Annotated in this window: 21 protein-coding genes; 10 read left to right on the forward strand and 11 right to left on the reverse strand. The window is 47.9% G+C overall.

Annotation, left to right across the window (positions count from 1 at the left end; all coding sequences use genetic code 11):
• Position 1 precedes the first annotated feature (1 nt).
• From KNO65_RS13315 to KNO65_RS13325, 3 genes are all read left to right on the forward strand, one after another.
• Positions 2-637: a response regulator gene (locus KNO65_RS13315; protein ID WP_015880838.1), complete on the forward strand. Its 636-nt coding sequence runs from the start codon at positions 2-4 to the stop codon at positions 635-637.
• Between the two features lie 11 nt (positions 638-648).
• Positions 649-1,173 (forward strand): GNAT family N-acetyltransferase, encoded by a 525-nt coding sequence (locus KNO65_RS13320; protein ID WP_236548972.1) that lies wholly within the window; start codon positions 649-651, stop codon positions 1,171-1,173.
• A gap of 91 nt (positions 1,174-1,264) precedes the next feature.
• Positions 1,265-2,194 (forward strand): NADP-dependent oxidoreductase, encoded by a 930-nt coding sequence (locus KNO65_RS13325; protein ID WP_214784796.1) that lies wholly within the window; start codon positions 1,265-1,267, stop codon positions 2,192-2,194.
• 81 nt (positions 2,195-2,275) lie between these two features.
• On the opposite strand, the gene KNO65_RS13330 is transcribed toward KNO65_RS13325, so the two are convergent.
• From KNO65_RS13330 to KNO65_RS13345, 4 genes are all read right to left on the reverse strand, one after another.
• Positions 2,276-4,174 carry an ABC-F family ATP-binding cassette domain-containing protein gene (locus KNO65_RS13330; protein ID WP_214784798.1) on the reverse strand — a complete coding sequence of 633 codons (1,899 nt, stop codon included), beginning with the start codon at positions 4,172-4,174 and terminating at the stop codon, positions 2,276-2,278.
• Positions 4,171-4,872: a lysophospholipid acyltransferase family protein gene (locus KNO65_RS13335; protein WP_159563566.1), complete on the reverse strand. Its 702-nt coding sequence runs from the start codon at positions 4,870-4,872 to the stop codon at positions 4,171-4,173. The genes KNO65_RS13330 and KNO65_RS13335 overlap by 4 nt, the downstream gene beginning before the upstream one ends.
• A gap of 78 nt (positions 4,873-4,950) precedes the next feature.
• Positions 4,951-5,211, reverse strand: a complete 261-nt coding sequence (locus KNO65_RS13340; protein ID WP_015880843.1) for a hypothetical protein — start codon at positions 5,209-5,211, stop codon at positions 4,951-4,953.
• Positions 5,212-5,298: 87 nt separating this feature from the next.
• Positions 5,299-5,541, reverse strand: a complete 243-nt coding sequence (locus KNO65_RS13345) for a hypothetical protein (RefSeq protein ID WP_074037731.1) — start codon at positions 5,539-5,541, stop codon at positions 5,299-5,301.
• A 570-nt stretch (positions 5,542-6,111) separates the two neighbouring features.
• Here KNO65_RS13345 and KNO65_RS13350 point away from each other — a divergent pair.
• The 5 genes from KNO65_RS13350 to map all read left to right on the forward strand — a co-directional run bounded on the left by KNO65_RS13350 (position 6,112) and on the right by map (position 10,998).
• Complete coding sequence (locus KNO65_RS13350) at positions 6,112-6,963, forward strand: CvfB family protein (RefSeq protein WP_015880845.1); 852 nt, start codon at positions 6,112-6,114, stop codon at positions 6,961-6,963.
• Between the two features lie 170 nt (positions 6,964-7,133).
• Complete coding sequence (gene cshA, locus KNO65_RS13355; protein ID WP_230872854.1) at positions 7,134-8,657, forward strand: degradosome RNA helicase CshA; 1,524 nt, start codon at positions 7,134-7,136, stop codon at positions 8,655-8,657.
• Positions 8,658-8,757: 100 nt separating this feature from the next.
• Positions 8,758-9,009: a hypothetical protein gene (locus KNO65_RS13360; protein WP_015880847.1), complete on the forward strand. Its 252-nt coding sequence runs from the start codon at positions 8,758-8,760 to the stop codon at positions 9,007-9,009.
• 40 nt (positions 9,010-9,049) lie between these two features.
• Positions 9,050-10,234 carry an EAL-associated domain-containing protein gene (locus tag KNO65_RS13365; RefSeq protein WP_074037729.1) on the forward strand — a complete coding sequence of 395 codons (1,185 nt, stop codon included), beginning with the start codon at positions 9,050-9,052 and terminating at the stop codon, positions 10,232-10,234.
• Between the two features lie 14 nt (positions 10,235-10,248).
• Complete coding sequence (gene map, locus KNO65_RS13370; RefSeq protein ID WP_214784800.1) at positions 10,249-10,998, forward strand: type I methionyl aminopeptidase; 750 nt, start codon at positions 10,249-10,251, stop codon at positions 10,996-10,998.
• Positions 10,999-11,036: 38 nt separating this feature from the next.
• Here map and menC read toward each other — a convergent pair whose 3' ends face one another.
• Genes menC through KNO65_RS13400 form a run of 6 tightly spaced genes read right to left on the reverse strand, consistent with a single transcriptional unit; the run spans position 11,037 to position 18,144 of the window.
• Entirely contained in the window at positions 11,037-12,107 is a 1,071-nt protein-coding gene (gene menC, locus KNO65_RS13375) for an o-succinylbenzoate synthase (RefSeq protein WP_078146358.1), read from the reverse strand.
• On the reverse strand, positions 12,104-13,462 hold the full coding sequence (gene menE / locus KNO65_RS13380; protein WP_214784802.1) for an o-succinylbenzoate--CoA ligase: 1,359 nt from the start codon (positions 13,460-13,462) through the stop codon (positions 12,104-12,106). The genes menC and menE overlap by 4 nt, the downstream gene beginning before the upstream one ends.
• A 49-nt stretch (positions 13,463-13,511) precedes the next feature.
• Positions 13,512-14,336: a 1,4-dihydroxy-2-naphthoyl-CoA synthase gene (gene menB / locus KNO65_RS13385; RefSeq protein ID WP_015880852.1), complete on the reverse strand. Its 825-nt coding sequence runs from the start codon at positions 14,334-14,336 to the stop codon at positions 13,512-13,514.
• Between the two features lies 1 nt (position 14,337).
• The gene (locus tag KNO65_RS13390; protein ID WP_214784804.1) at positions 14,338-15,117 is read right to left on the reverse strand and encodes an alpha/beta fold hydrolase; all 780 of its coding nucleotides are present in this window, start codon (positions 15,115-15,117) and stop codon (positions 14,338-14,340) included.
• The gene (menD, locus tag KNO65_RS13395; protein WP_214784806.1) at positions 15,114-16,763 is read right to left on the reverse strand and encodes a 2-succinyl-5-enolpyruvyl-6-hydroxy-3-cyclohexene-1-carboxylic-acid synthase; all 1,650 of its coding nucleotides are present in this window, start codon (positions 16,761-16,763) and stop codon (positions 15,114-15,116) included. The genes KNO65_RS13390 and menD overlap by 4 nt, the downstream gene beginning before the upstream one ends.
• Positions 16,756-18,144: an isochorismate synthase gene (locus KNO65_RS13400; RefSeq protein ID WP_214734552.1), complete on the reverse strand. Its 1,389-nt coding sequence runs from the start codon at positions 18,142-18,144 to the stop codon at positions 16,756-16,758. The genes menD and KNO65_RS13400 overlap by 8 nt, the downstream gene beginning before the upstream one ends.
• Before the next feature lie 168 nt (positions 18,145-18,312).
• Here KNO65_RS13400 and KNO65_RS13405 point away from each other — a divergent pair, with 168 nt between their 5' ends.
• Entirely contained in the window at positions 18,313-19,212 is a 900-nt protein-coding gene (locus KNO65_RS13405; protein WP_214784808.1) for a 1,4-dihydroxy-2-naphthoate polyprenyltransferase, read from the forward strand.
• A 36-nt stretch (positions 19,213-19,248) separates the two neighbouring features.
• A complete protein-coding gene (locus tag KNO65_RS13410; protein WP_074037968.1) occupies positions 19,249-19,782 on the forward strand; it encodes a beta-class carbonic anhydrase in 534 nt (177 codons plus the stop codon).
• Positions 19,783-19,820: 38 nt separating this feature from the next.
• Here the strand turns inward: KNO65_RS13410 and KNO65_RS13415 are convergent, their stop codons facing one another.
• Complete coding sequence (locus tag KNO65_RS13415) at positions 19,821-20,774, reverse strand: YihY/virulence factor BrkB family protein (RefSeq protein ID WP_214784810.1); 954 nt, start codon at positions 20,772-20,774, stop codon at positions 19,821-19,823.
• Between the last annotated feature and the right edge of the window lie 36 nt (positions 20,775-20,810).

Below are 20,810 nucleotides of genomic sequence, written 5' to 3' on the forward strand. Positions count from 1 at the left end.
GATGATTCGAGTTGTATTAATTGATGATCATGAAATGGTTCGGGCGGGCGTATCTGCCTTTTTATCGACACAACCGGACATCGAAGTCGTCGGCGAAGCATCGGACGGAGCAACGGGAGCCGAGCTTGCGATTGCGGAGAAGCCGGACGTTGTCCTTATGGACTTGGTGATGGAGCCCGTTGACGGAGTCGAATCGACGAAACGAATTAAAGCAAGTTGGAAAGAAGCGAAGATTTTGGTCGTGACGAGTTTCTTGGATGATGAGAAAGTGTATCCCGTCATCGAAGCCGGTGCGATGAGCTATGTCCTCAAGACAGCGAATGCAAATGAAATCGCAGATGCGATTCGTCAAACCGCTGCCGGCAATCCGGTCATGGCCGCCCAGGTAACAGGAAAGATGCTCGAACGACTGCGTCATCCGGAAATGACACTTCATGAGAGTCTCACTGCCCGTGAACGAGAAATCTTGCAACTGATGGCGGAAGGCAAGTCGAATCAAGTGATTGCGGACGAATTGTTCATCTCACTCAAAACAGTGAAGACACACGTGTCGAACATCTTGACGAAGCTTGACGTCTATGACCGGACCCAGGCAGTCGTCTATGCGTTCCAACATAACTTGGTCAGTAAAGGATGAACCGTCTCCCTGTGATTGAAACGGAGCGCCTCCGACTGCGACCTCTCCAAATGGAGGACGGTCCGCACGTATTCGCCATCTTTTCAGATGAACACGTGCTACGCCACTACGGAATGGAGCCACATCGGACGTTAGAAGAAACGGAACAGATGCTGACGCATATGCTCGCACAAATCGAAACAGGTGCGATCATCCGTTTTGCCATCGAGCATCGCGAATCAAAAGCGTTAATCGGGACAATCGGGTTTCACAATCGGGCACCGTCGCATCGGCGTGCCGAGATCGGTTATGAACTCAAACCGGAGTATTGGCGTTCGGGTTATGCGACCGAAGCCCTTCACGCGGCGCTTCAGTTTGCCGTGACGTGTGAAATTGAACGGGTCGGTGCCATCGTCTATGTCGAGAATCTTGCATCCCAACGCATGTTGGAGAAGAATGGATTCTTTCAAGAAGGTCGACTACATAACTATATGCGTCAGCGTGGACAATCTCATGATGTGTATGTCTATAGCTATATGACCCATCAGTCAGTCTGAGCACACCGTTTCTACGGTGTGCTTTTTTCGTTTGTAAGAGAAATAAAATGGGAACCAACTAAAAGTGAGTCAATCAAAGGAGGATGATGAGATGAAAGCAGCATATATCGAACAGTATGGCGGGTCGGATGAGTTCAAAGTAGGGAAACTTGAACAACCGGCAATCGGTGCAGATGACGTATTAATTGAAGTTCATGCCGCAAGCGTCAATCCGGTCGATTGGAAGCTCCGTGAAGGATACTTGAAAGAAATGCTCCATTACGAGATGCCGCTCGTTATCGGGTGGGATGTATCGGGTGTCATCAAAGAAGTTGGGGCGAATGTGACCGAATTGAAGGTTGGAGATGAAGTGTTTAGCCGACCAGAAATCGCGCGCCAAGGCACATATGCCGAGTACGTCGCAGTCGATTCCCATCTTGTCGTCAAAAAACCAGCTTCGCTTAGTTTTGAGGAGGCCGCTTCACTGCCGCTCGTCGCGCATACGGCATGGCAAGTCATGTTCGAAGTGATGGATGCCAAACCGGGTGATCGAATCTTCATCGGAGCCGGTTCAGGTGGTGTCGGAACGGTAGCCATCCAGCTCGCGAAAGCACACGGTTTGTATGTCGTCACATCGACAAGCACGCCGAACGTAGATTGGGTCAAAAAACTTGGAGCCGACGAGGTCATCGACTATAAACAACAAGACCCGGCAGATACTGTCCGCGATATTGATTTCGTATTCGATACGATGGGGGGCGACGGGCAGAGCAAACTCTACCAAATGCTTAAAGAGAATGGGATGCTCGTCTCCATCTCCACACCACCAAATGAAGAGGAAGCCAAACAGGCGAAGGTCCGTGCCGAGTACGTCTTCATGCAACCAACGGGGGAGCGTTTGAAAAAAATTGCGGAAGCTGTTGAAAAAGGCGAACTGAAACCTGTGATTGACCGGGTCTTTGATTTAGAAGATACGAAACTTGCTCATGACTATGGAGAAGAAGGGCATGCCAAAGGCAAAATCATCATCAAAGTGAAATAATCAAAAGAGATGGATTTCCGGAACAAATATCGGAAATCCATCTCTTGTTCATTTCATTTGATAGGCTACCTTATGTGGAGGTCAGCCTTTTTTCTGTGCTTGTATTTGTTCATCGATTTCTGATAGGTAGGTCCAACGTTCCATCTTCGCATCGAGTGTTTCTTTCAGTTCTGCAATCGTCGCATACAACTCATTGACTTTACCAAGGTCACTGCCCGCTGATGCAAGCGTCGCTTCCTGCGCTTCAATCTGTTCTTCAAGTGCGGCGATGTCTTCTTCGATCGTGTCCCATTCCTTCTGTTCTTTGAAGGTGAATTTCACGACTTCCGACTTCACGCGTTCCTTTTTCTCTTTAGGTTCTTTCTCTTTCTTCACTTGACGAACCTCTTCTTGACGCATGGCCAAATAGTCACTATATTCTGCGTGATACACCTGGATGACCCCATCTTCGAAAGCGATCAACTGTCCGGCGATCCGGTCTAAGAAATAGCGGTCGTGACTGACGGCGATGACTGTACCTGGGAAGGACTCCAAATAGTCTTCTAAAACAGACAACGTTTCCGTGTCCAAATCGTTCGTCGGTTCATCAAGGAATAAGACGTTCGGTTCATCCATGAGAATTCGAAGCAGGACGAGACGCCGTTTTTCGCCACCAGATAGCTTCGCAATTGGTTTATATTGCGCGTCCGGTGAGAAAAGGAAACGTTCGAGCATTTGCCCCGCCGTGATGACCTCGCCGTCCGGCGTGTGGATGACTTTGGCGATGCGTTCGATCTCATCGATGACCCGTCGTGACTCGTCTTCAAATTCGACTTGTTGTCCGTAGTAGCCTAAATGAACGGTTTCTCCGTGCACAATCGTACCGTTTGTCGGTTCTAGGCGCTTGGCGAGCAAGTTCATGAGCGTTGATTTCCCACTCCCGTTCGGGCCGACGATCCCGTAGCGTTCACGGCGACCGAAAATCCAATTGAACTGCCGAATGAGAAGGGAGTCATCGTATCCGAAAGATAAATCTTCGACTTCGATGACCTTTTTACCAAGTCGGCGAGATCCGACCGAGACGTCGAGCGTCTCGTCTTCCGCTAAGCTCTCTTGATGTTTCAAGTCTTCGACACGTTGAATGCGTGCCTTTTGTTTGGTTGTCCGGGCTTTCGCGCCACGACGCAACCAAGCGAGTTCGCGACGTAATATATTTTGTCGTTTCTGTTCCATCGATTGTGCCCGAGCTTTTCGCTCGGCACGCTTCTCGAGAAAGAGTTCATAGTTCCCGTTATAGAAGTAACTCGTTCCATCCGCAATCTCCAAAATGTGATTCGTGACACGATTCAAGAAATAGCGGTCGTGGGTGATGAGCAGGATCGCTCCCCGGTAATCGGCAAGCATCGTTTCGAGCCATGCGATTGTATCGGCATCCAGTTCGTTCGTCGGCTCATCTAAGAGCAATAAGTCCGCTTCATCGAGTAACGCTGCGGCGAGCGCGACTCGCTTTTGTTGCCCCCCAGACAAGGCGTTCACATCGATTGACACGTCAGGAAGACCGAGCCGGTTTAAAATCGACTTCAGTTTTGCTTCCGTTTCCCAAGCGTCTGCGGCATCGACGGCCTGTTGGGCTTTCATGAAGCGTTCAAGTAACTGCTCACTTGTCGGGTTCGCTTCGAGTGCTTGTCTGGCGCGCTCGAACTGTTTCAACGCTTGAACGGAAGGAGTATCACTTGTGAATAAAGCGTCAAGGATCGTTTGTCCTTCGTCGAATTGAACCGTTTGAGTCAAGTAGCGAATCCGATAATCGTTCGGATGTTGCATCGTGCCTCGATCTGCTGTCTCGGTACCGGCGATGATTTTCATGAACGTCGATTTCCCCGAACCGTTCACGCCGATAATCCCGATACGGTCTCCGGGATGGATTGTCATCGTCACATCATCAAATAAGACTTTGTCGGCAAACTCTTTATGAATGCCTTCAATCATTAATAAACTCATGCGTTCTCTCCTTCAAGCTGTTGACGAATGGCCGCCTCGACCGTTGCTGCGATTTCCTTGTTCGGCAAATCAGCCGGATCAATCGCAGGTAGGAACGTGACATCGACCGTTGCCGGGGTGATTCGATTTTTGGCTTCTAACAATCTATAACTGCCTTGAATCGCGACTGGAACGATTTTCGCACCACTTGAGGTGGCGAGCGTCAAACTTCCGGCTTTAAACTCCTTCATCGGTCCACCTTTTGAGCGTGTGCCTTCTGGGAAGACAATCATTGATTGACCGGATTGAATTGTTTCGACGCCGGAACGAATGGCTTGAATCGATTGACGACGGTCACTCCGGTCGATGAAGATACACCCCATCAATTCCATCCAACGTGGAATAATCGGGAATTTTTGAACCTCGATTTTCGAGATAAACGCTTTCGGTCGTTTCGTGGCGGTCAACATAATCGGGACATCGAAGTTTCCTTGGTGGTTCGACACGTAGACGACGGGTTCATCCGGAATCTGGTCTTGACCGTGGACACGGATGTCTGCACCCGCAATCTTCAGTAGAAACTGTGCCCATTTATAAGCGATATCTTGTACGTAACGGTAACGCTTTGGCGTTTCGATTTTTTTCGCCTTCTGTAAAAACGGGACGGTGATCGGTAATACGGCAAAAAATGAGAAAAACCATACAGCTGTTCGAATCATTCTATTCTCTCCTCTCATGATGACAACAAGAAAGAGTCTTCTTCTCTTGACGAGAATCCGACCCTTCGGCATGAATCCTTATTCCCAAAAGCGAGAATCGCTCTCTTCTTCCTCTTCTTCGAGCTCGAACGTAATGCGTTTATTCACAGGATCGACGACGAAATAGGCGCCGTCTTGCTCGATACTTTTGATTTGCATGGCCTGATCACTTCCGATTTCGAGAGTGAGACGGATTCGGTTGTCATCATCGACAAGCAAAATACCGTCCTCTTTTAACCAAAGCTCCATGACAGGTGAATAACGAAGTAGCCATTCATTCGATAACGGGATTTCATTCATACGGTTATGTGCCTCCTGCGATTATAAATCCATTGTACGATGTCTGTTCCTACATAGGATACCAAATGTGGCGAGGGAAGACGAGCGTTATGTAGAGCGTTTTCGAGTCGTGGAGTGCATTCTGTCGACGACTCGTTTGATCCGTTTCTGGTTCCGTCTTTCTACAAAATACTCATTTGCCTGCATGAAGAGTTGTTTGAAGGAAGAGAGTCCCATCGCAATTAGGACGGCAAATAAAAATGTTCCGATTGGATCTTTGTACAATTCGGTCTGGAACAAAAAAGCAAGTCCTACGATTGATAAAATGGACGTGAGAAAATAAAAAATCATAGCGGAGTCTCCTTTTCTTAAAGGTATGAAAGAAAAAGGCATGGTCTTTTAATCGTATTCGACTTTTTGAAGGGAAATCCTGTTATGTATTGCAAAGAAAAAAACGCCTTCAGTGGGCTGAATGGCGTTTACTCTTGAGTCATGTAAGTCGAGGATGACGATACATTCGTGTCGACACCGTTTGAGAAAATAAAACTGAGAGATGCGAGTAATGCGAAAAAGGCGACAAGCAATCCTTTTGTAAAACGCTTTGCAAAAGAACGAGACTGTATATCAAACATTTATTATCCCCCGATCAATCCTAAATGAAACCTTATCTATACTGGACACTTCCTATATAATAACGTTTTCAAAAAAAGGATACTAGCAGAAAAAAACACGTTCACAAAATTGTCACAAAATTTTAATAAATCATGTAAGTTCTGTAAACAATCATGATTTCAACAGTCTCAAAACACATTCACATTTTCGACACATTTATTCAAAATGTTGAAAGAGAACATGATATGATTAGGAACGTGTGTAGATAGGTATACTGACAGTAATAGCTTAGAAAAGGATGTGGGTGTAATGGCATTGCGCGCAGGAGAAGTAGTAGATTTAGTCGCGGAACGTTCTGCTGATTTTGGAGTATTCATTAGTAACGGCCGCGAAGAGGTGCTCCTTCACCGTAAAGAACAAACAGAAGAAGTGACAATCGGTCAAACGGTTCGTGTCTTCTTATATCATGATTCAGAAGGACGTCTCGCATCAACGATGACGATTCCGACCGTTTCATTTGATGAGTATGAATGGTTTGAAGTGACTGGCGTTCGGTATAACACAGGGGTCTTTGTGAATATCGGAATTCAAAAGGACGTTCTCGTTTCGATGGATGACTTACCGGAGAACCGATCATATTGGCCACAAACGGGCGATCAATTGTGTATTCGATTGAAGTATGACCAAAAAGGACGCTTGCTTGGGGACCCTGCACCATATGCGTTCTTGAACTTGTTGGCACGACCGTCGAAAGAAGAATGGAACAACCAGGACGTGCAGGCCATTGTCGTCAATAAACGCGAAGTGGGCGTCAACGTATGGGTCGAAGGGGAATCACTCGGTTTCTTGCATGAGGCTGAGATGACGCGTTGGCCACGTCTCGGAGAACAGTTGACCGTCCGTGTGACGCAGGTCAAACAAGACGGTACGGTCCTCGTTTCGATGAAGCCACGTGCCTATGAGGCGATTGATGGTGATGCGGCGAGCATCCTCTCGTATATTGAAGAACGTGGTGGCCAAATGCCATACGGTGATAAGACATCACCTGACATCATCGACCGTGAATTCGGGATGAGTAAAGCGGCATTTAAACGAGCGCTTGGAAAACTGTTGAAAGAGAAGCAAGTTGAAAAGCTCGACAACGGCTACAAATTGAAATAAGATAACTCATGTTCGGGTGACATGAAAAAGTTTGAAAATGTATTTCTTTCATTTTAGGAAGAAATACGTTATAGTTAATAAAGTTGACTATGAGGAAACATTGAGAAAACGTCTGTAGATCTGTCAAACTGAACTCAGACGTTTTTTGTATGAACAAAGGAGAATATAATTTGACAAAATTTCAAGACTTACAATTAAGTGAAGCATTAGTAAAAGGTGTACACAAAATGGGCTTCGAGGAAGCTACACCGATCCAAGCTGAGACAATTCCTGTCGCACTCACGGGAGTGGACGTATTAGGACAAGCACAAACAGGTACAGGGAAAACAGCAGCTTTCGGTATTCCGACAATTGAGCGAATCGATTCAAAGGCGCGTCAAGTCCAAGCACTCGTTCTTGCACCGACACGTGAACTTGCGATTCAAGTTGCAGAAGAATTAAACAAAATCGGTGAAACGAAGCGCGTATACGCACTTCCAGTATACGGTGGTCAACAAATCGACCGTCAGATCCGTGGTTTGAAAAAGAACCCGCAAATCGTCGTAGCGACACCAGGACGTCTCATGGACCACATGAAGCGTAAGACAATCAAACTCGATGACATTCAAACAGTCATCTTGGATGAAGCGGATGAAATGCTCAACATGGGCTTCGTTGAAGATATCGAAACGATTTTGGCTGGTCTTCCTGAAGAGCGCCAAACGCTTCTCTTCTCAGCGACAATGCCACCACAAATCAAAAAGATTGCTGAGCGCTTCATGAAGTCGCCGACAATCATCAAAGTAAAAGCGAAAGAAATGACAGTTGAGAACATCAACCAACAATTCCTCGAATTGCGTGAAGGTCAAAAATTCGATACACTTTGCCGTTTGATCGACATCGATTCACCAGAACTAAGCATCATCTTCGCTCGTACGAAGAAACGTGTAGATGAAGTGACAGAGGCACTCATCAAACGCGGATACACTGCAGACGGTCTTCACGGAGACTTGACGCAATCAAAACGTGACCAAGTCATTCGTCGTTTCAAAAACGGAACAATCGATATCTTGGTAGCGACTGACGTTGCGGCACGTGGACTTGATATTTCAGGTGTCACACACGTTTACAACTTCGATGTACCACAAGACCCAGAAAGCTACGTACACCGCATCGGTCGTACAGGTCGCGCTGGTAAGACTGGTACAGCCCTCACGTTCATCACGCCACGTGAATTTGGACAAGTGAAGGCAATCGAGCGTGTGACGAACAAGAAGATGAACCGTCGTCACGTACCGACAATCGCGGAAGTACTTGAAGGAAACCAAAAGCAAGCAGCTGAAGAGTTGATCGAACGCGTTCAAGCGGGCGACTTCAAAGCTTACACGCAACTTGCGACAGAACTTCTTGAAGAGTACGAAGCAGTCGAAATTCTCGCTGCTGCCCTTCGTGGATTGACAAAAGAGCCAGATTCAACTCCTGTTGAAATCTCGTACGCTGAACCAGTTCGTGTGAAACGCCAAGGTGGCCGTGGTGGCGATCGCGGTGGATACCGTGGTCGTAACGACCGTCGTGGCGGTGGCCGTGGTGGCGATCGTCGTGGTGGACGCGGTGGCGAACGTCGTGATGGACGCAGTGGAGACCGTAAAGGATCATTCCGTGGTGACGATCGTCGTCGCTCGGATGACCGTGGTCCACGCCGTCCGCGTGACTAATCATCGTGAAATGCCGCATTTCCCTAAGTGGATTTGCGGCATTTTTTATTGTGTCGTGCTACACTAGTTGAGTAGAGATAGAAGGATGAGGTGTCAACGGATGGTGGAATTAAGTTTCGGTCTCCTTGTGCTGCTTGGTTGTGTAATCGCACTCAAACCAATCGTGTCAAAGACAGACCGTCCTAACTTTCGTTATATCCCCGTGGCGACATTGTTATTTGGAGCGATGATTTTTTTAGTGTTAGCCATTGGAGTAGGCGGAAAGATGGGCATTGCATATGGCGTGGTGAGTATCGCCTATTTTATTGCTTGTTTCGGTGCCTATATGTATGTACACACGCGAACGAGCTGATTGTAGCTCGTTTTCGCATTTAACGAAGAGGTGATGAATTGTGGATGCGGTAGAAGTGATGGTCCATCCTGAAGAAGTGATGGTGACGTATGAACCAATCCTTGGAGCGGCGACGTTTCAAGTGGAAGGATATATGGTACATGGACGATTCCGAGGCGAATCATTGACACCGTTTTTTTATGATGATGATGTTCCCCTCGAGTATCAATTAGACATCGCCCAACGAATGGAGCAACTCGCGGCAGCGCAACTTCGTGACGTCAAACCATTCGTCACGTTCAGATGCCGGTCGGAATGGATTCTCGAAGAAGGGGGAGAAGCCTTTTTAGCCCCACTACGCGAATTGAATTTTCCGTTACACCGTATTTATGTGACCTTACAAGGGACGGACTTAGTCGACGTCCCGCGACTGTCACGTGTCATTCAATACTATCGGTCCTATGGATTGAAAATTGCATTAGACTTTGCCGAATCCACGAGTATCGAAGACATCATGACGCTTGCGCCAGAATTATTGCTCGTCGACCTTGGCACGATGGTCGAGAAAAAGACGTTATCGGTCACCTATCCGAACATGCTTCAGACGATGGAGTATATTGCTTCGAAGCTTGGTGCACCGCTTCTTTACAAATCCATCAACCACATCGGACAGCTTCGTTACGCGTGGCAGCACGGTGGTCGGTATTACATGGGTGGCCTACTAGGCTTGGAAGATGAGATTCCCCAACGAGAAATCAAAGGTATGGGTGTGTTGGCACAAGAAGTGCCTTCCTTCTTTTTACATGACCAGAAACGATTGAATCGCTTATACGAGCTTGAATTTGAATTACATCGCCGGATTGGAGAACTTGTTCAATCTGGAAAGTGGTCGAGAGACAAGAAAGACGAGTGGATTCAATTCATCGCCCCAAAACTGGAAGAGGTGTTTGTTCGTTATTATATAACGGATAAGACAGGTTTCCAGACGAGTGCGAACGTCTACTGCGTGAATGGAGAATGGCGTGTCGATAATACGTATCGAGGCTATAACTGGAGTTTCCGACCGTATTTCATTCAGACGATGGCGGCGATGGATGTTCGAGGGCGTGGCTATTTATCGGGAGACTATCGTGATTTCAGTTCAAATGAAGTGACGCGAACCTTTAGCTATCCGTTACCGGACGGCATGTTCTTATTTGCCGACATATCCGAAGAGTATTTATATCAAAACCGATTATTGGATTGAAAGGAAGATGGACGATGCTAGATTATGATTACGATGCATTGCGCGAAATCGGGCGAATCGTCGCACTTGCGCGAGATGAGATGGCGAAAGCCGTCAAGCCCGGTATGACGACAAAAGAATTAGATGCGATCGGGCAACGTATTTTAGAAGAAGAAGGTGCAGCTTCTGCACCGATTACGATGTACGAATTTCCAGGTTACACATGTATCTCGCTCAATGATGTTGCTGCCCATGGTATTCCGGGAGATGAAGTCATTCAAGAGGGCGATATCGTCAATGTCGACGTCTCCGCTGTGAAGGATGGATATTATGCCGATACGGGACGTACAGTGATTGCGGGGGCGGCGAAGTCACCCCAGCACGAACGTTTGGTCGAAGTATCCTTGACTTCATTAGAAGCTGGACTCAGCAAGGTCAAGGCGGGTGTGAAAGTCAATCAGATCGGGAAAGCAATTTACGCTGACGCGAGAAAGAATGGATTCACGGTCATCCGGAACTTGGCCGGACACGGTCTCGGTCGGACATTGCACGGGGAGCCAGAGACGATCTCGAACTATTATAGTCGCGAAGAAAATCAGTTATTAAAAGCCGGGCAAGTGATTGCTGTTGAGACGTTCATCTCGACAAAGGATGAAATCGTCTATCAATCGGAAGAGGATGGTTGGACGCTCTTCACTCCGAACAAGAGTCTTGTTTCGCAGTTCGAGCATACGGTCGTTGTCACAGAAGATGGATATGAAGTGTTAACGGAATCGTTCCGTTAACGTAAAAAAGGTGTGGTTCTCGTGAACCGCACCTTTTTTCATGTTTGCAATGTAATCACTTCTTCGCGTAACCGTTCAATCACATTCCAATCTGGTTGTACGGAATCCGGAAGAGTCAACTTTCCATTCTCCACTTCAAGCGGGGTATCGAGTAAATCTTGCTCGAAATAAGCGCTCGTGCCTGACATGTCCGCGGGGAAGCTCGCGCCGCTTAACGAAGCAAACAAGAGTGTATGATATCTTCCGATACCGGATTCATACATGCCACCGACCCAGTATGGCGTTCCGTGTTTTCGAATGTGGAGCGCCTCGCTAAGCCCACCGACACGTGCGGGTTTAATGTTGACGATTTTTCCGGCACCAAGCTGTGCCATCGTATCCACGTCGTCATAAGACGTGATGGATTCGTCGAGACAAATGGGGGTCGTGAGTTTTGCTTGGAGAGCCGCTGATTTTGTGAATTGTCGGCTTGGGTACGGTTGTTCGATCATCAATAACCGATGGGCATCGAGTTGTTCGAACCATTCCATCGGTTGATCGGACGCACTTCCGTTTAAATCAATCATGAGAGGCGCATCAGGGAAGACCGCGCGAATCTCACGTAGGGCAGGAACCAGTTCATTAGGAGATGCCTTTAATTTGATGCGTTCGAATCCGTCAGCTAATGCCGTCTCGATGGATTTCATCGTTTGATTCAGTAACCCAATCCCGATTGTTCGTCCGCAGGAAACGGAATCTCCGGCGCTCATGAATGACTTGAGTGATTTGTTCGCGCGCGTTGCTTCAATCTCCCAGAGTGCACTTTCCCACATTGCCTTTGCCATGTGCTGACCAATGATAGATGAGACTAAGTTCGGAAACACGTCCGTTGTGACCGTCATCCCTTTCAGTAAATTGAGAATTAGTTTAGACGTATCGATCATGGATTGGGTCGTTTCTTCCGTATACCAAGGTGTTTCGAAAGCGGCACCTTCTCCGTATCCGATGACACCGTCTACGGTCTCTAGACGGAGGATAAGCGTTCTTCGGACAGATAAGACGGCGTGTGCCGTCACAATCGGGTGTTTAAACGTCAAAGGGACGATGGAAAGCTCAGCACGTTTGATCATGACAGTAGCTCCTTTAAGCGATGGCGCATTAATTTTCCGTTCGCGTTTCGTGGTAAATTCGGTGCGTAGTGGATGGCGATCGGGTGCTTATATTTAGCCAACTGTGAGTCGAGAACATGCTTCATCTCGGCTGGATCATAGGAGCCGACGACGAAGGCGATCGGGACTTCTCCCCAAGTCGGATGCGACTGTTTCGTGACGCCGACGTCTTGAACACCGGCACAGCGTAACATGGCGGCTTCGATTTCAGCCGGATAAACATTTTCACCACCTGAAAGAATAAGGTCGGTTCGGCGATCGTGTACATATAAATAGCCATCCCTCATCGTGCCGAGGTCACCCGTTCGCCAATAACCATCGGGTGTCCAAGCATCTGATTCAGGTTGTTCGAAGTATCCCTTCGTCACAGTTGGTCCCTTTACTTCGATTTCTCCGTCTGAATTAATTCGAATACTTGTTGGGGCGATTGCCTGACCACTCGAACCGATATGCGAGAGCGCTTCGTTCGGGAGCAGCGTGGCGACTTGAGAACACGTCTCGGTCATCCCGTATGTCTGAGCAATCGGTAACTTGCGTCGTTCTGCTTCTTCTAGTAATGAGCGCGGGACGGGTCCGCCTCCGACGAGCAACGTGCGAAGTCGGTGCTTTTTCAGGCCAGCATCGAGCAATCGTTGCAGCATAATTGAGACGAGTGATAGCTGGGTGATGCCTTCTGTCTCGATGACGTGAAGTGTTCGATCGACATCGAATCGTGGCTCGACATAGAGCGTCGAACCGATGATGGCACTCCGATACACTTGAGACAGTCCACTCATGTGAAAGAGCGGGGTCACCGCGAGCATCCGGTCTGATGGACGATAGTCTAAATGCGCTTCAGCGGCTCGGGCACTAGCGAGGTGATTCCCGTACGTCTGTTGCACCGCTTTGGCTCGACCCGTCGTTCCGGACGTAAACATGAGAGACATGGTTTCATCTTCATTCCACTCATGGGTCACGGTGAAACATGAAGTGGTCCGGCGTGTGATCAGGAGTTGGGTGATAGACAAATCGATTTCTACGTCAACGAGAAGGAGGTCCACTTTTGCTGTTTGTAGCTGAGTACGCACTTCCTCTTCTGTCAGCCGTGTATTCAACGGAACAAGCACTTTTCCGAGCAGATGTACTGCATGAACGGCAATGACATAGTCTTTGCTGTTTTTAGCGAATATGCCAATTCGTTTGGCGGTGGGTGTCTGTTCATGGATGAACTGGGCAAGTTGAAGGCTTTCCGTGCGTAGCATTGCCCATGTCAATCGATCGTCAGCTGTCACAAGGGCGAGATGTGACGCTGGGTGTTTCCGAATCCATTCATACATAGCTGTCACCTCCAAAAAAAGAGTAGCGAAATCGCTACTCTCTCAACAATTAAGGGAAACGTGGGAATTGACCGAAGTCAGGGTCACGTTTTTCTTTGAACGCATCGCGTCCTTCTTTTGCTTCATCTGTCGTGTAGTAGAGAAGCGTTGCGTCTCCAGCGAGTTGCTGAAGTCCGGCAAGACCATCTGTATCTGCGTTCATTGCTGCTTTCAAGAAGCGAAGCGCTGTAGGTGAGTGTTGTAAGATTTCTTGGCACCACTTGATCGTTTCTGCTTCGAGTTGATCGAGTGGGACCACCGTGTTGACGAGTCCCATGTCGAGTGCTTCTTGTGCATCGTATTGACGGCAAAGGTACCAGATTTCACGAGCTTTCTTATGGCCGATGATCCGTGCCAAGTATCCAGAACCGTATCCTGCATCGAACGAACCGACTTTAGGACCTGTTTGTCCGAAGCGAGCATTGTCCGCTGCAATCGTCAAGTCACAGACGACATGAAGAACGTGTCCTCCGCCGATTGCGAAACCTGCGACCATGGCGATGACCGGTTTTGGAATGACACGAATCAAGCGCTGAAGGTCGAGGACGTTCAAGCGTGGGATTTCATCTTCCCCGACATAGCCGCCATGTCCACGAACTTTTTGGTCCCCACCTGAACAGAATGCCTTTTCGCCTTCACCTGTCAAGATGATGACGCCGACTTCTTTATCGTCGCGCGCGCGAGCGAATGCATCAATCAATTCATTGACCGTCAACGGACGGAATGCATTGCGCACTTCGGGACGGTTGATGGTGATTTTGGCAATCCCGTTCCACGTTTCATATTTAATGTCTTCATACGTCCGGACCGATGTCCAGTTCGCTACTGATTCCATTTTAAATACCCCCTAAAATCAATTTCTTTATTATTGTACCAAACTCTGATGCATTCTCAATATGAGGAGCATGCCCTGCGTTTGAAATTTCATAGATTTTAATATCTGGTCGCTTTTCCTGCATGTGTCTTGCGATGGCTTTGAACTTGAGATCGTCTGACCCGACAATCAAGTCGGTACGGGGGAGACGCTGCAATGTGCCCCATAAGGACGGCATATGTCCCGTACCGATTGACCGCAAACTGTTTGCGAGGGCATTCGGGTGTTGGGCGAGCCGATCTTTTCGGAGTGAACGTTTCATGTCTTCCGTCTGTCGCCAAAGCGGAAGGTTCTCCCAACGATTCACGAATGCAGCGATACCCTTGGTTTCAATCAAGTGAGCCAATTCTGCATCTTGGCGGCGGCGTGCGGCTCGTTCCTTAGAAGTGAGCAGACCGGGGGTCGTGCTGATCCCGATGACATGTTCGACACGCTCGTCGCATGCGGCGAGTGTCAATGCGATTCTCCCACCGAGTGAATAGCCGACGACTGTCCAAGGTCGGTCGTCCGTATCCAGTAAGCGGGACAAATCTTTAACTTGCTGACTCATTGTCGAACGATTGACTGAAGGGTGCTCCGTTGCGCCATGTTGGAGGAGCGACGGTGACACAAAACGAATCGGTAATGTAGGGAGCGAATCGACCCAATGGGCGTTTCCGGTGAATCCGTGTAAAAATAATACCGGTTTTCCCTCACCGCGATGAATCACTTCATAACGTACGCCACGTAAATCGATGTTCATGATTCGTTCTCTGTGATGAGGCGAGCGCAGACAGATTGTGTCCAACCTCGATGGATCGTCACATTCTCCTCACGATTCGATGGGAATTCGATTAAATGAACGCCATCTTCAATCGCTTCTTGAATTTCATCCGGTCGTTCAATTAGACGATACGATAAGCCATATGTGTCAGCAAATCCACGGATATTTAAATCAAGCGGTGTGCCGAACAGATCTTCGAACAACTGTGTGTCGACAGAAGCCTGTGGGAGGAAGGAAAATATCCCTCCACCGTTATTGTTAGCAATCACGACGGAAAATTTTCCGGGATGATGCTTTAACAGTTGCAAGGCGTTGCTATCATGATAGAACGCTAAATCACCAATCAATAAAGCGCCGTGAGACGTATCATAACTGCTTCCGAGTGCGGTGGATAACACACCATCAATTCCGTTTGCGCCTCGATTGGCGAGAACGTGTATATTCGTGCCGGCAGACAGTGATGTATCTATATCTCGAATCGGCATGCTATTACTGACGAATAGACGCTCAATCGATGTATCGAGCAATCGTTTCGTCAATTCCGCTTCACCTTGAAGTGACGATTTTGCAGACTCGGCAACCTCTTCAAAAAAGCGTAAACGTTCAAGGTACCGAGGTTCGTTTACGGATGCGATGAGCGGTAGAAAATCGAGTGCGTCGCCGTAACAGATGGTGGCACGGCTACTTGGGTCGCGATAAGATCCCGGTTCATCGATGACGAGTTGGTCCGCCATGGCCATCCATTGATTGAAGCGTTTCGAAACAGGTGCAGCCCCGAAACGGACGAACACCTCAGGCAGCCAATCAGTTCGATGCTCACTCGCGAGCCACGTGTCATAGTTGGTCAAGACGCCGTCGAAACGTCGCATGCCACTAAGAGGATCGGCAAAAATCGGGATCTGTCGTTCGGAAGCGAATTCAACAATGGATTTCTGCCAAGATGTCGGGGTGTAAGGTCCGACGACGAAGGCGAGTCGTTTTTGACTCGTGCATTCCGAGAAAATGTTTTTGTCTGCTTGTGTCGGCCGAATACGCTGTCGTTCTGGCAAGACAGGGTCAGCTTTTAACATCTGTTTCAAGGACTCGAGGTCAGGAAGCAGAGGCTCTCGAAACGGTACATTCAAATGAACAGGTCCCATCGGTGCTTGCAATGACAGATTCGTGAAGCGGGTAATCGTTTGTTTCATAAACGATAACGTTGTCTCCTCTGGAACAGGCAAATCAATGCTCGTCTTCACTTGTTCACCGTAGAGGCGGACTTGATTGATTGCTTGTGGAGCCCCGACATTGCGCAGTTCATGAGGACGGTCGGTTGTCAGTACGACGAGTGGCAACTGCGATATGAACGCTTCTGTCACAGCCGAATAGTAGTTTGTTGCCGCCGTTCCACTTGTGCAAATCAATGCGACCGGGCGAATTGTTTCTGACGCACGGGTCAGTCCAAGAGCAAAAAATCCGGCAGATCGTTCATCGACGATGATGTGATGACGAATCTGAGGATGAAGATATGCCGCTACAGCGAGCGGAGTCGAGCGGGATCCTGGGCTGATGACTACGTCTTTTACACCGGACGCAACAAGCCGATTTACCATGGATGCGACCCAATCGGTCAAAACCTTATTCATCTAGGGTGCCTCCTTGATTGTGTAAATCAAACTGCAAAGCTTGTTTGATTGGACTCATTTTTATTTCTGTTTCTTCGAGCTCTTGCTCGAGTGCAGAGTCTTTCACAATCCCACATCCAGCATACAGTGCGACGAATTGGTGTTGAACGAGTGCAGAGCGGATTGCCACGACAAACTCGCCGTCGCCTTCATTGTCTACCCAACCAAAAGGAGAACCGTACCATCCACGATCGAATCGCTCGATTTCACGAAGCAATCGGACCGATGTCCGCTTCGGAGAGCCGCCGAGTGCTGGCGTTGGATGTAGCGATTCCGCAAGTGACAGCAAGGAAGCATTTGTTTCGAGTGTCGCTTGAATTGGGGTGTGTAGATGGAACACCGAGCGATTTGCCAAAATTTGCGGAGTATCTCGTGTTTGAATCGGTGCAGTATAGGGTGTCAACGCCTGCTTGATGTCTTTCACGACAATTTGATGCTCCTCACGATTTTTTGAATCGTTTAGGAGTTTCTCTTTCGCAATTTCTGCCTCGATCTCGGTTTTCGGACGCTTGATTGTCCCGGCGATGGCAGCCGTGTTCAGTTGCATGCCTTCTTTTTGAATCAATCGTTCAGGAGTCGCCCCAAAGAAACCAGTGTCACGCTTTGGTTGATACAAATAGATGTAACTAGATTCTTGATGATCTGCTAAATGCTTCAAACTTTTTGAGAAGGGGAACGCATCATCGGAACGCTGATAAATTTCTTCGCGGGCAATCACGATTTTTTCAACTCGTTCTTCTTCAATCAACTGTTTAGCCTGTTGGAAACTGGACTTGAAGTGATCGACCCCATCTTTCACTTTTGTATAAGACGGCGTCGCTTCTTCCGTCGGACGAAGTGAACTGAACTGGGCCAACTGATCTGCCAATTGAATCAAATACTGTTCGACCGACTGCTTCGAAGAGACGAGAGTGGCCACTGTCAACGTGTGTCGGTCTTTATAGCGACGGTATAAAAATTTTGGGACGACGAGTGATGCCTCCCCAAAGGCATCCCACATACTTTTTTGTGGTCGCATAAACGTGTCGAATGAAAAACCGGCGAACGCGTGGATTGTCGCATCGACATCTCGTCGGTGAAGACTCCAATCGTATTGAAGTCGCTGAAATCGTTCGGGTCCAGAAGCGCTCAAGACGAGTGCGTCTCCGCAACCGAGCATTTCGAGTGTTCGGTCTGGTGTCATGAAATAATAATGGGACGTATCGGTGTTCTGGATGATTTGAAAAGCATCGAACGCCGAGATTTCCCATGTGTATGATGCGAGGACAGGCCGTTGCCAAGCTCGCGCCCGTTTATGGGCCTGCTCAATTCGCTGTTTTATATGTGTTTGAGTATCTGGCATAAAAGAAGAGCCTCCTCAATCCGATAGAATTCTCACTTTTTAGTGTATCATGAGTTCGCAATCCACCTGCCTATGAAATGCTCGGGAAATGATCAAGAATCGAGGATAATGGGCTGGCGTTGACAGATTTTTTCATCGAGACGTAAACTAACGAAGGGAGGGAACGAAATGAAACAGAAATCGAAAGGGGCATATTGGCGAATGATTCGCCCGCATACCCTGACCGCAAGCTTTATTCCGGTCTTGCTCGGGACGTTCATCGTCCTCGATCAAACCGAACTCAAGTGGGGACTTTTCCTTGCCATGTTAGTGGCATCTGTCCTTATTCAAATCGCGACGAACTTATTTAACGAGTATTATGACTACAAGCGTGGTCTTGATCATGAGGGGTCCATCGGAATCGGAGGCTCCATCGTACGTGATGGATTTACACCACAGCACGTATTAGCGATTGCGCTCGGCATGTATACGATTGCGGCACTACTCGGGCTCTACATTGCGGCATCCACAAGCTGGCATTTGCTTTGGATCGGCGCCTTGTCTATGCTTGTCGGCTACTTATATACTGGAGGGCCGCTACCGATTGCCTATACGCCGTTTGGTGAAATTGTCGCTGGGCTATTCATGGGATATGTCATCATCGGGATTGCCGGCTTTATCCAAATCAATACGGTGACGAGGGAGTTGCTACTCGTGTCGTTCCCGATGGCCTTGTTGATCGGAGCAATCTTACTTGCGAATAACATCCGCGATTTAGATAACGATAAAGAGAATGGTCGAAAAACGATCGCATGTCTAGTCGGTCATCGACGTGCGGTATATGTATTGGCCGCATTCTTTATCGCGGCATTAATCGGCATCATCTTAGCGGTTGTATTATATGGCGTCACTCCGTGGGTCTTGCTGTCGCTCTTTACGGTGCCGGTCATGGTCCGGGCGATTCAACGATTTTGGCAAAAGGCAGAGCCAGCCGCATTGATGCCTGCAATGGCGATGACAGCGAAAGTGAACACGCTGTTCGGAGCATGGATGGTCATCGGACTCATCGTTTCAAGATTTGTGTTGTAAAAAAGAGGAGGCGTTAACGTGTCAGTCGTAAAAGAAATGCTTGAATTCAATAAACGTTTCGTAGAGGAAAAACAGTACGAACCGTTCGTATCTGATAAATTTCCAGATAAGAAAATCGTCATTTTGACGTGTATGGATACACGTTTGACGGAACTATTACCTCAAGCGCTAGGACTTAAGAACGGAGACGCTAAAATCATTAAAAATGCGGGTGCAGTCTTGTCACACCCATTCGGTTCGGCCATGCGCTCCATTTTGGTCGCACTCTATGCGCTAGGAGCAGAAGAAGTTGTCGTTGTTGGACATTACGATTGTGGGATGGCGGCGATTGAACCGACTGTCGTCATCGAAGAGATGGAGCGTCGTGGAATCGACCCGCAAACGTTGAAGACGCTAAAGTCTTCAGGAATGGATTTGGAGCAGTGGCTACATGGATTTGATTCAGTTGAAGAGAACGTCGTTCATTCTGTTAACCTGATCAATAACCATCCACTGTTACCACCAGGAACGAATGTACACGGATTCGTGATTGACCCGGCGACGGGACGTCTTGATCCGATTGAAGCATAAGAAAGGAGCGCGTTCAGCTTGAACGTGCTCCTTTTGAATTATCCGTACGTGTTCGTCGGGATGTCATCATAGTTATCTTCTTCTTGCTTTTGTTTCGCTTTCTTTTTGTTCTTTTTGAAGTCGCGTTCGTATTCCTGTTCACTCGGTGTCTTGAAGAAGCGCATCCATGTCGCGTTGATTTCAGATCCGATTAAAATAATCATTCCGGTTAATTGTAACCAGAGCAACGTGACGATGATTCCTCCGAGTGAACCGTAAGTCGAGTCGTAACTCCCAAAGTTTGAAACGTATAGGCTGAAACCGAATGAGACGACTTGCCAACCGATGACACCGAAGATGGCACCGGGGATAGTGCTTTTCCAAAAGACGTGCTGTTGTGGAGATACTTTATAAAAAATCGAAAGCGTCAAAATGAGGACAACCGTCGTAAGGACATATCGGAACACGTTGATCATCATTTCTTCGGCTCCGGTAATGTTGACGGGTAAATACTCAGTGACGAATGAAATGATTTGAGACCCGAACACGTTCGAGAGAATCAGCAGTAGCATTCCGATTCCAAGCAGAATCGTCAATCCGAGTGCCAACCCTTTTTTGACGAAAAAGTTACGTTCATTGTCTTCGCCATAAGCATGAAGTGACGTCGTGATTAGACGGTCTACTCCTTTTGAGGCGGACCAAATGGCCAAAATCGCACCGAGCGACAAGAGACCGCCTTGTGGTTCGCCAATAGCCTCGAAAATTCCCGTTAAAAACCCGGAAGCGGCGGACCCGGGTGCCAAATCGTTCAATTGATTTTGAAACGAATCTTGTGAGACATCAAAAAAGGATAAGAGCGCCAAAATAAAGATGATTCCAGGAAAAATGGATAAAAACCAAAAGAATGCGAGGGTAGCCCCGTAGTCTTGTACATCATGCTCTTGAAATCTTCGAAATAACTCTTTCCCAAATGAAAGCCAATTCTTTTTTTCCTTCACTTCTGTCATTGCCATTATAAAACCCTCCTGACTCGATCGTTAAAAAACGTT

This window comes from Exiguobacterium sp. S3, assembly GCF_018617295.1.
Lineage (GTDB): Bacteria > Bacillota > Bacilli > Exiguobacteriales > Exiguobacteriaceae > Exiguobacterium > Exiguobacterium profundum.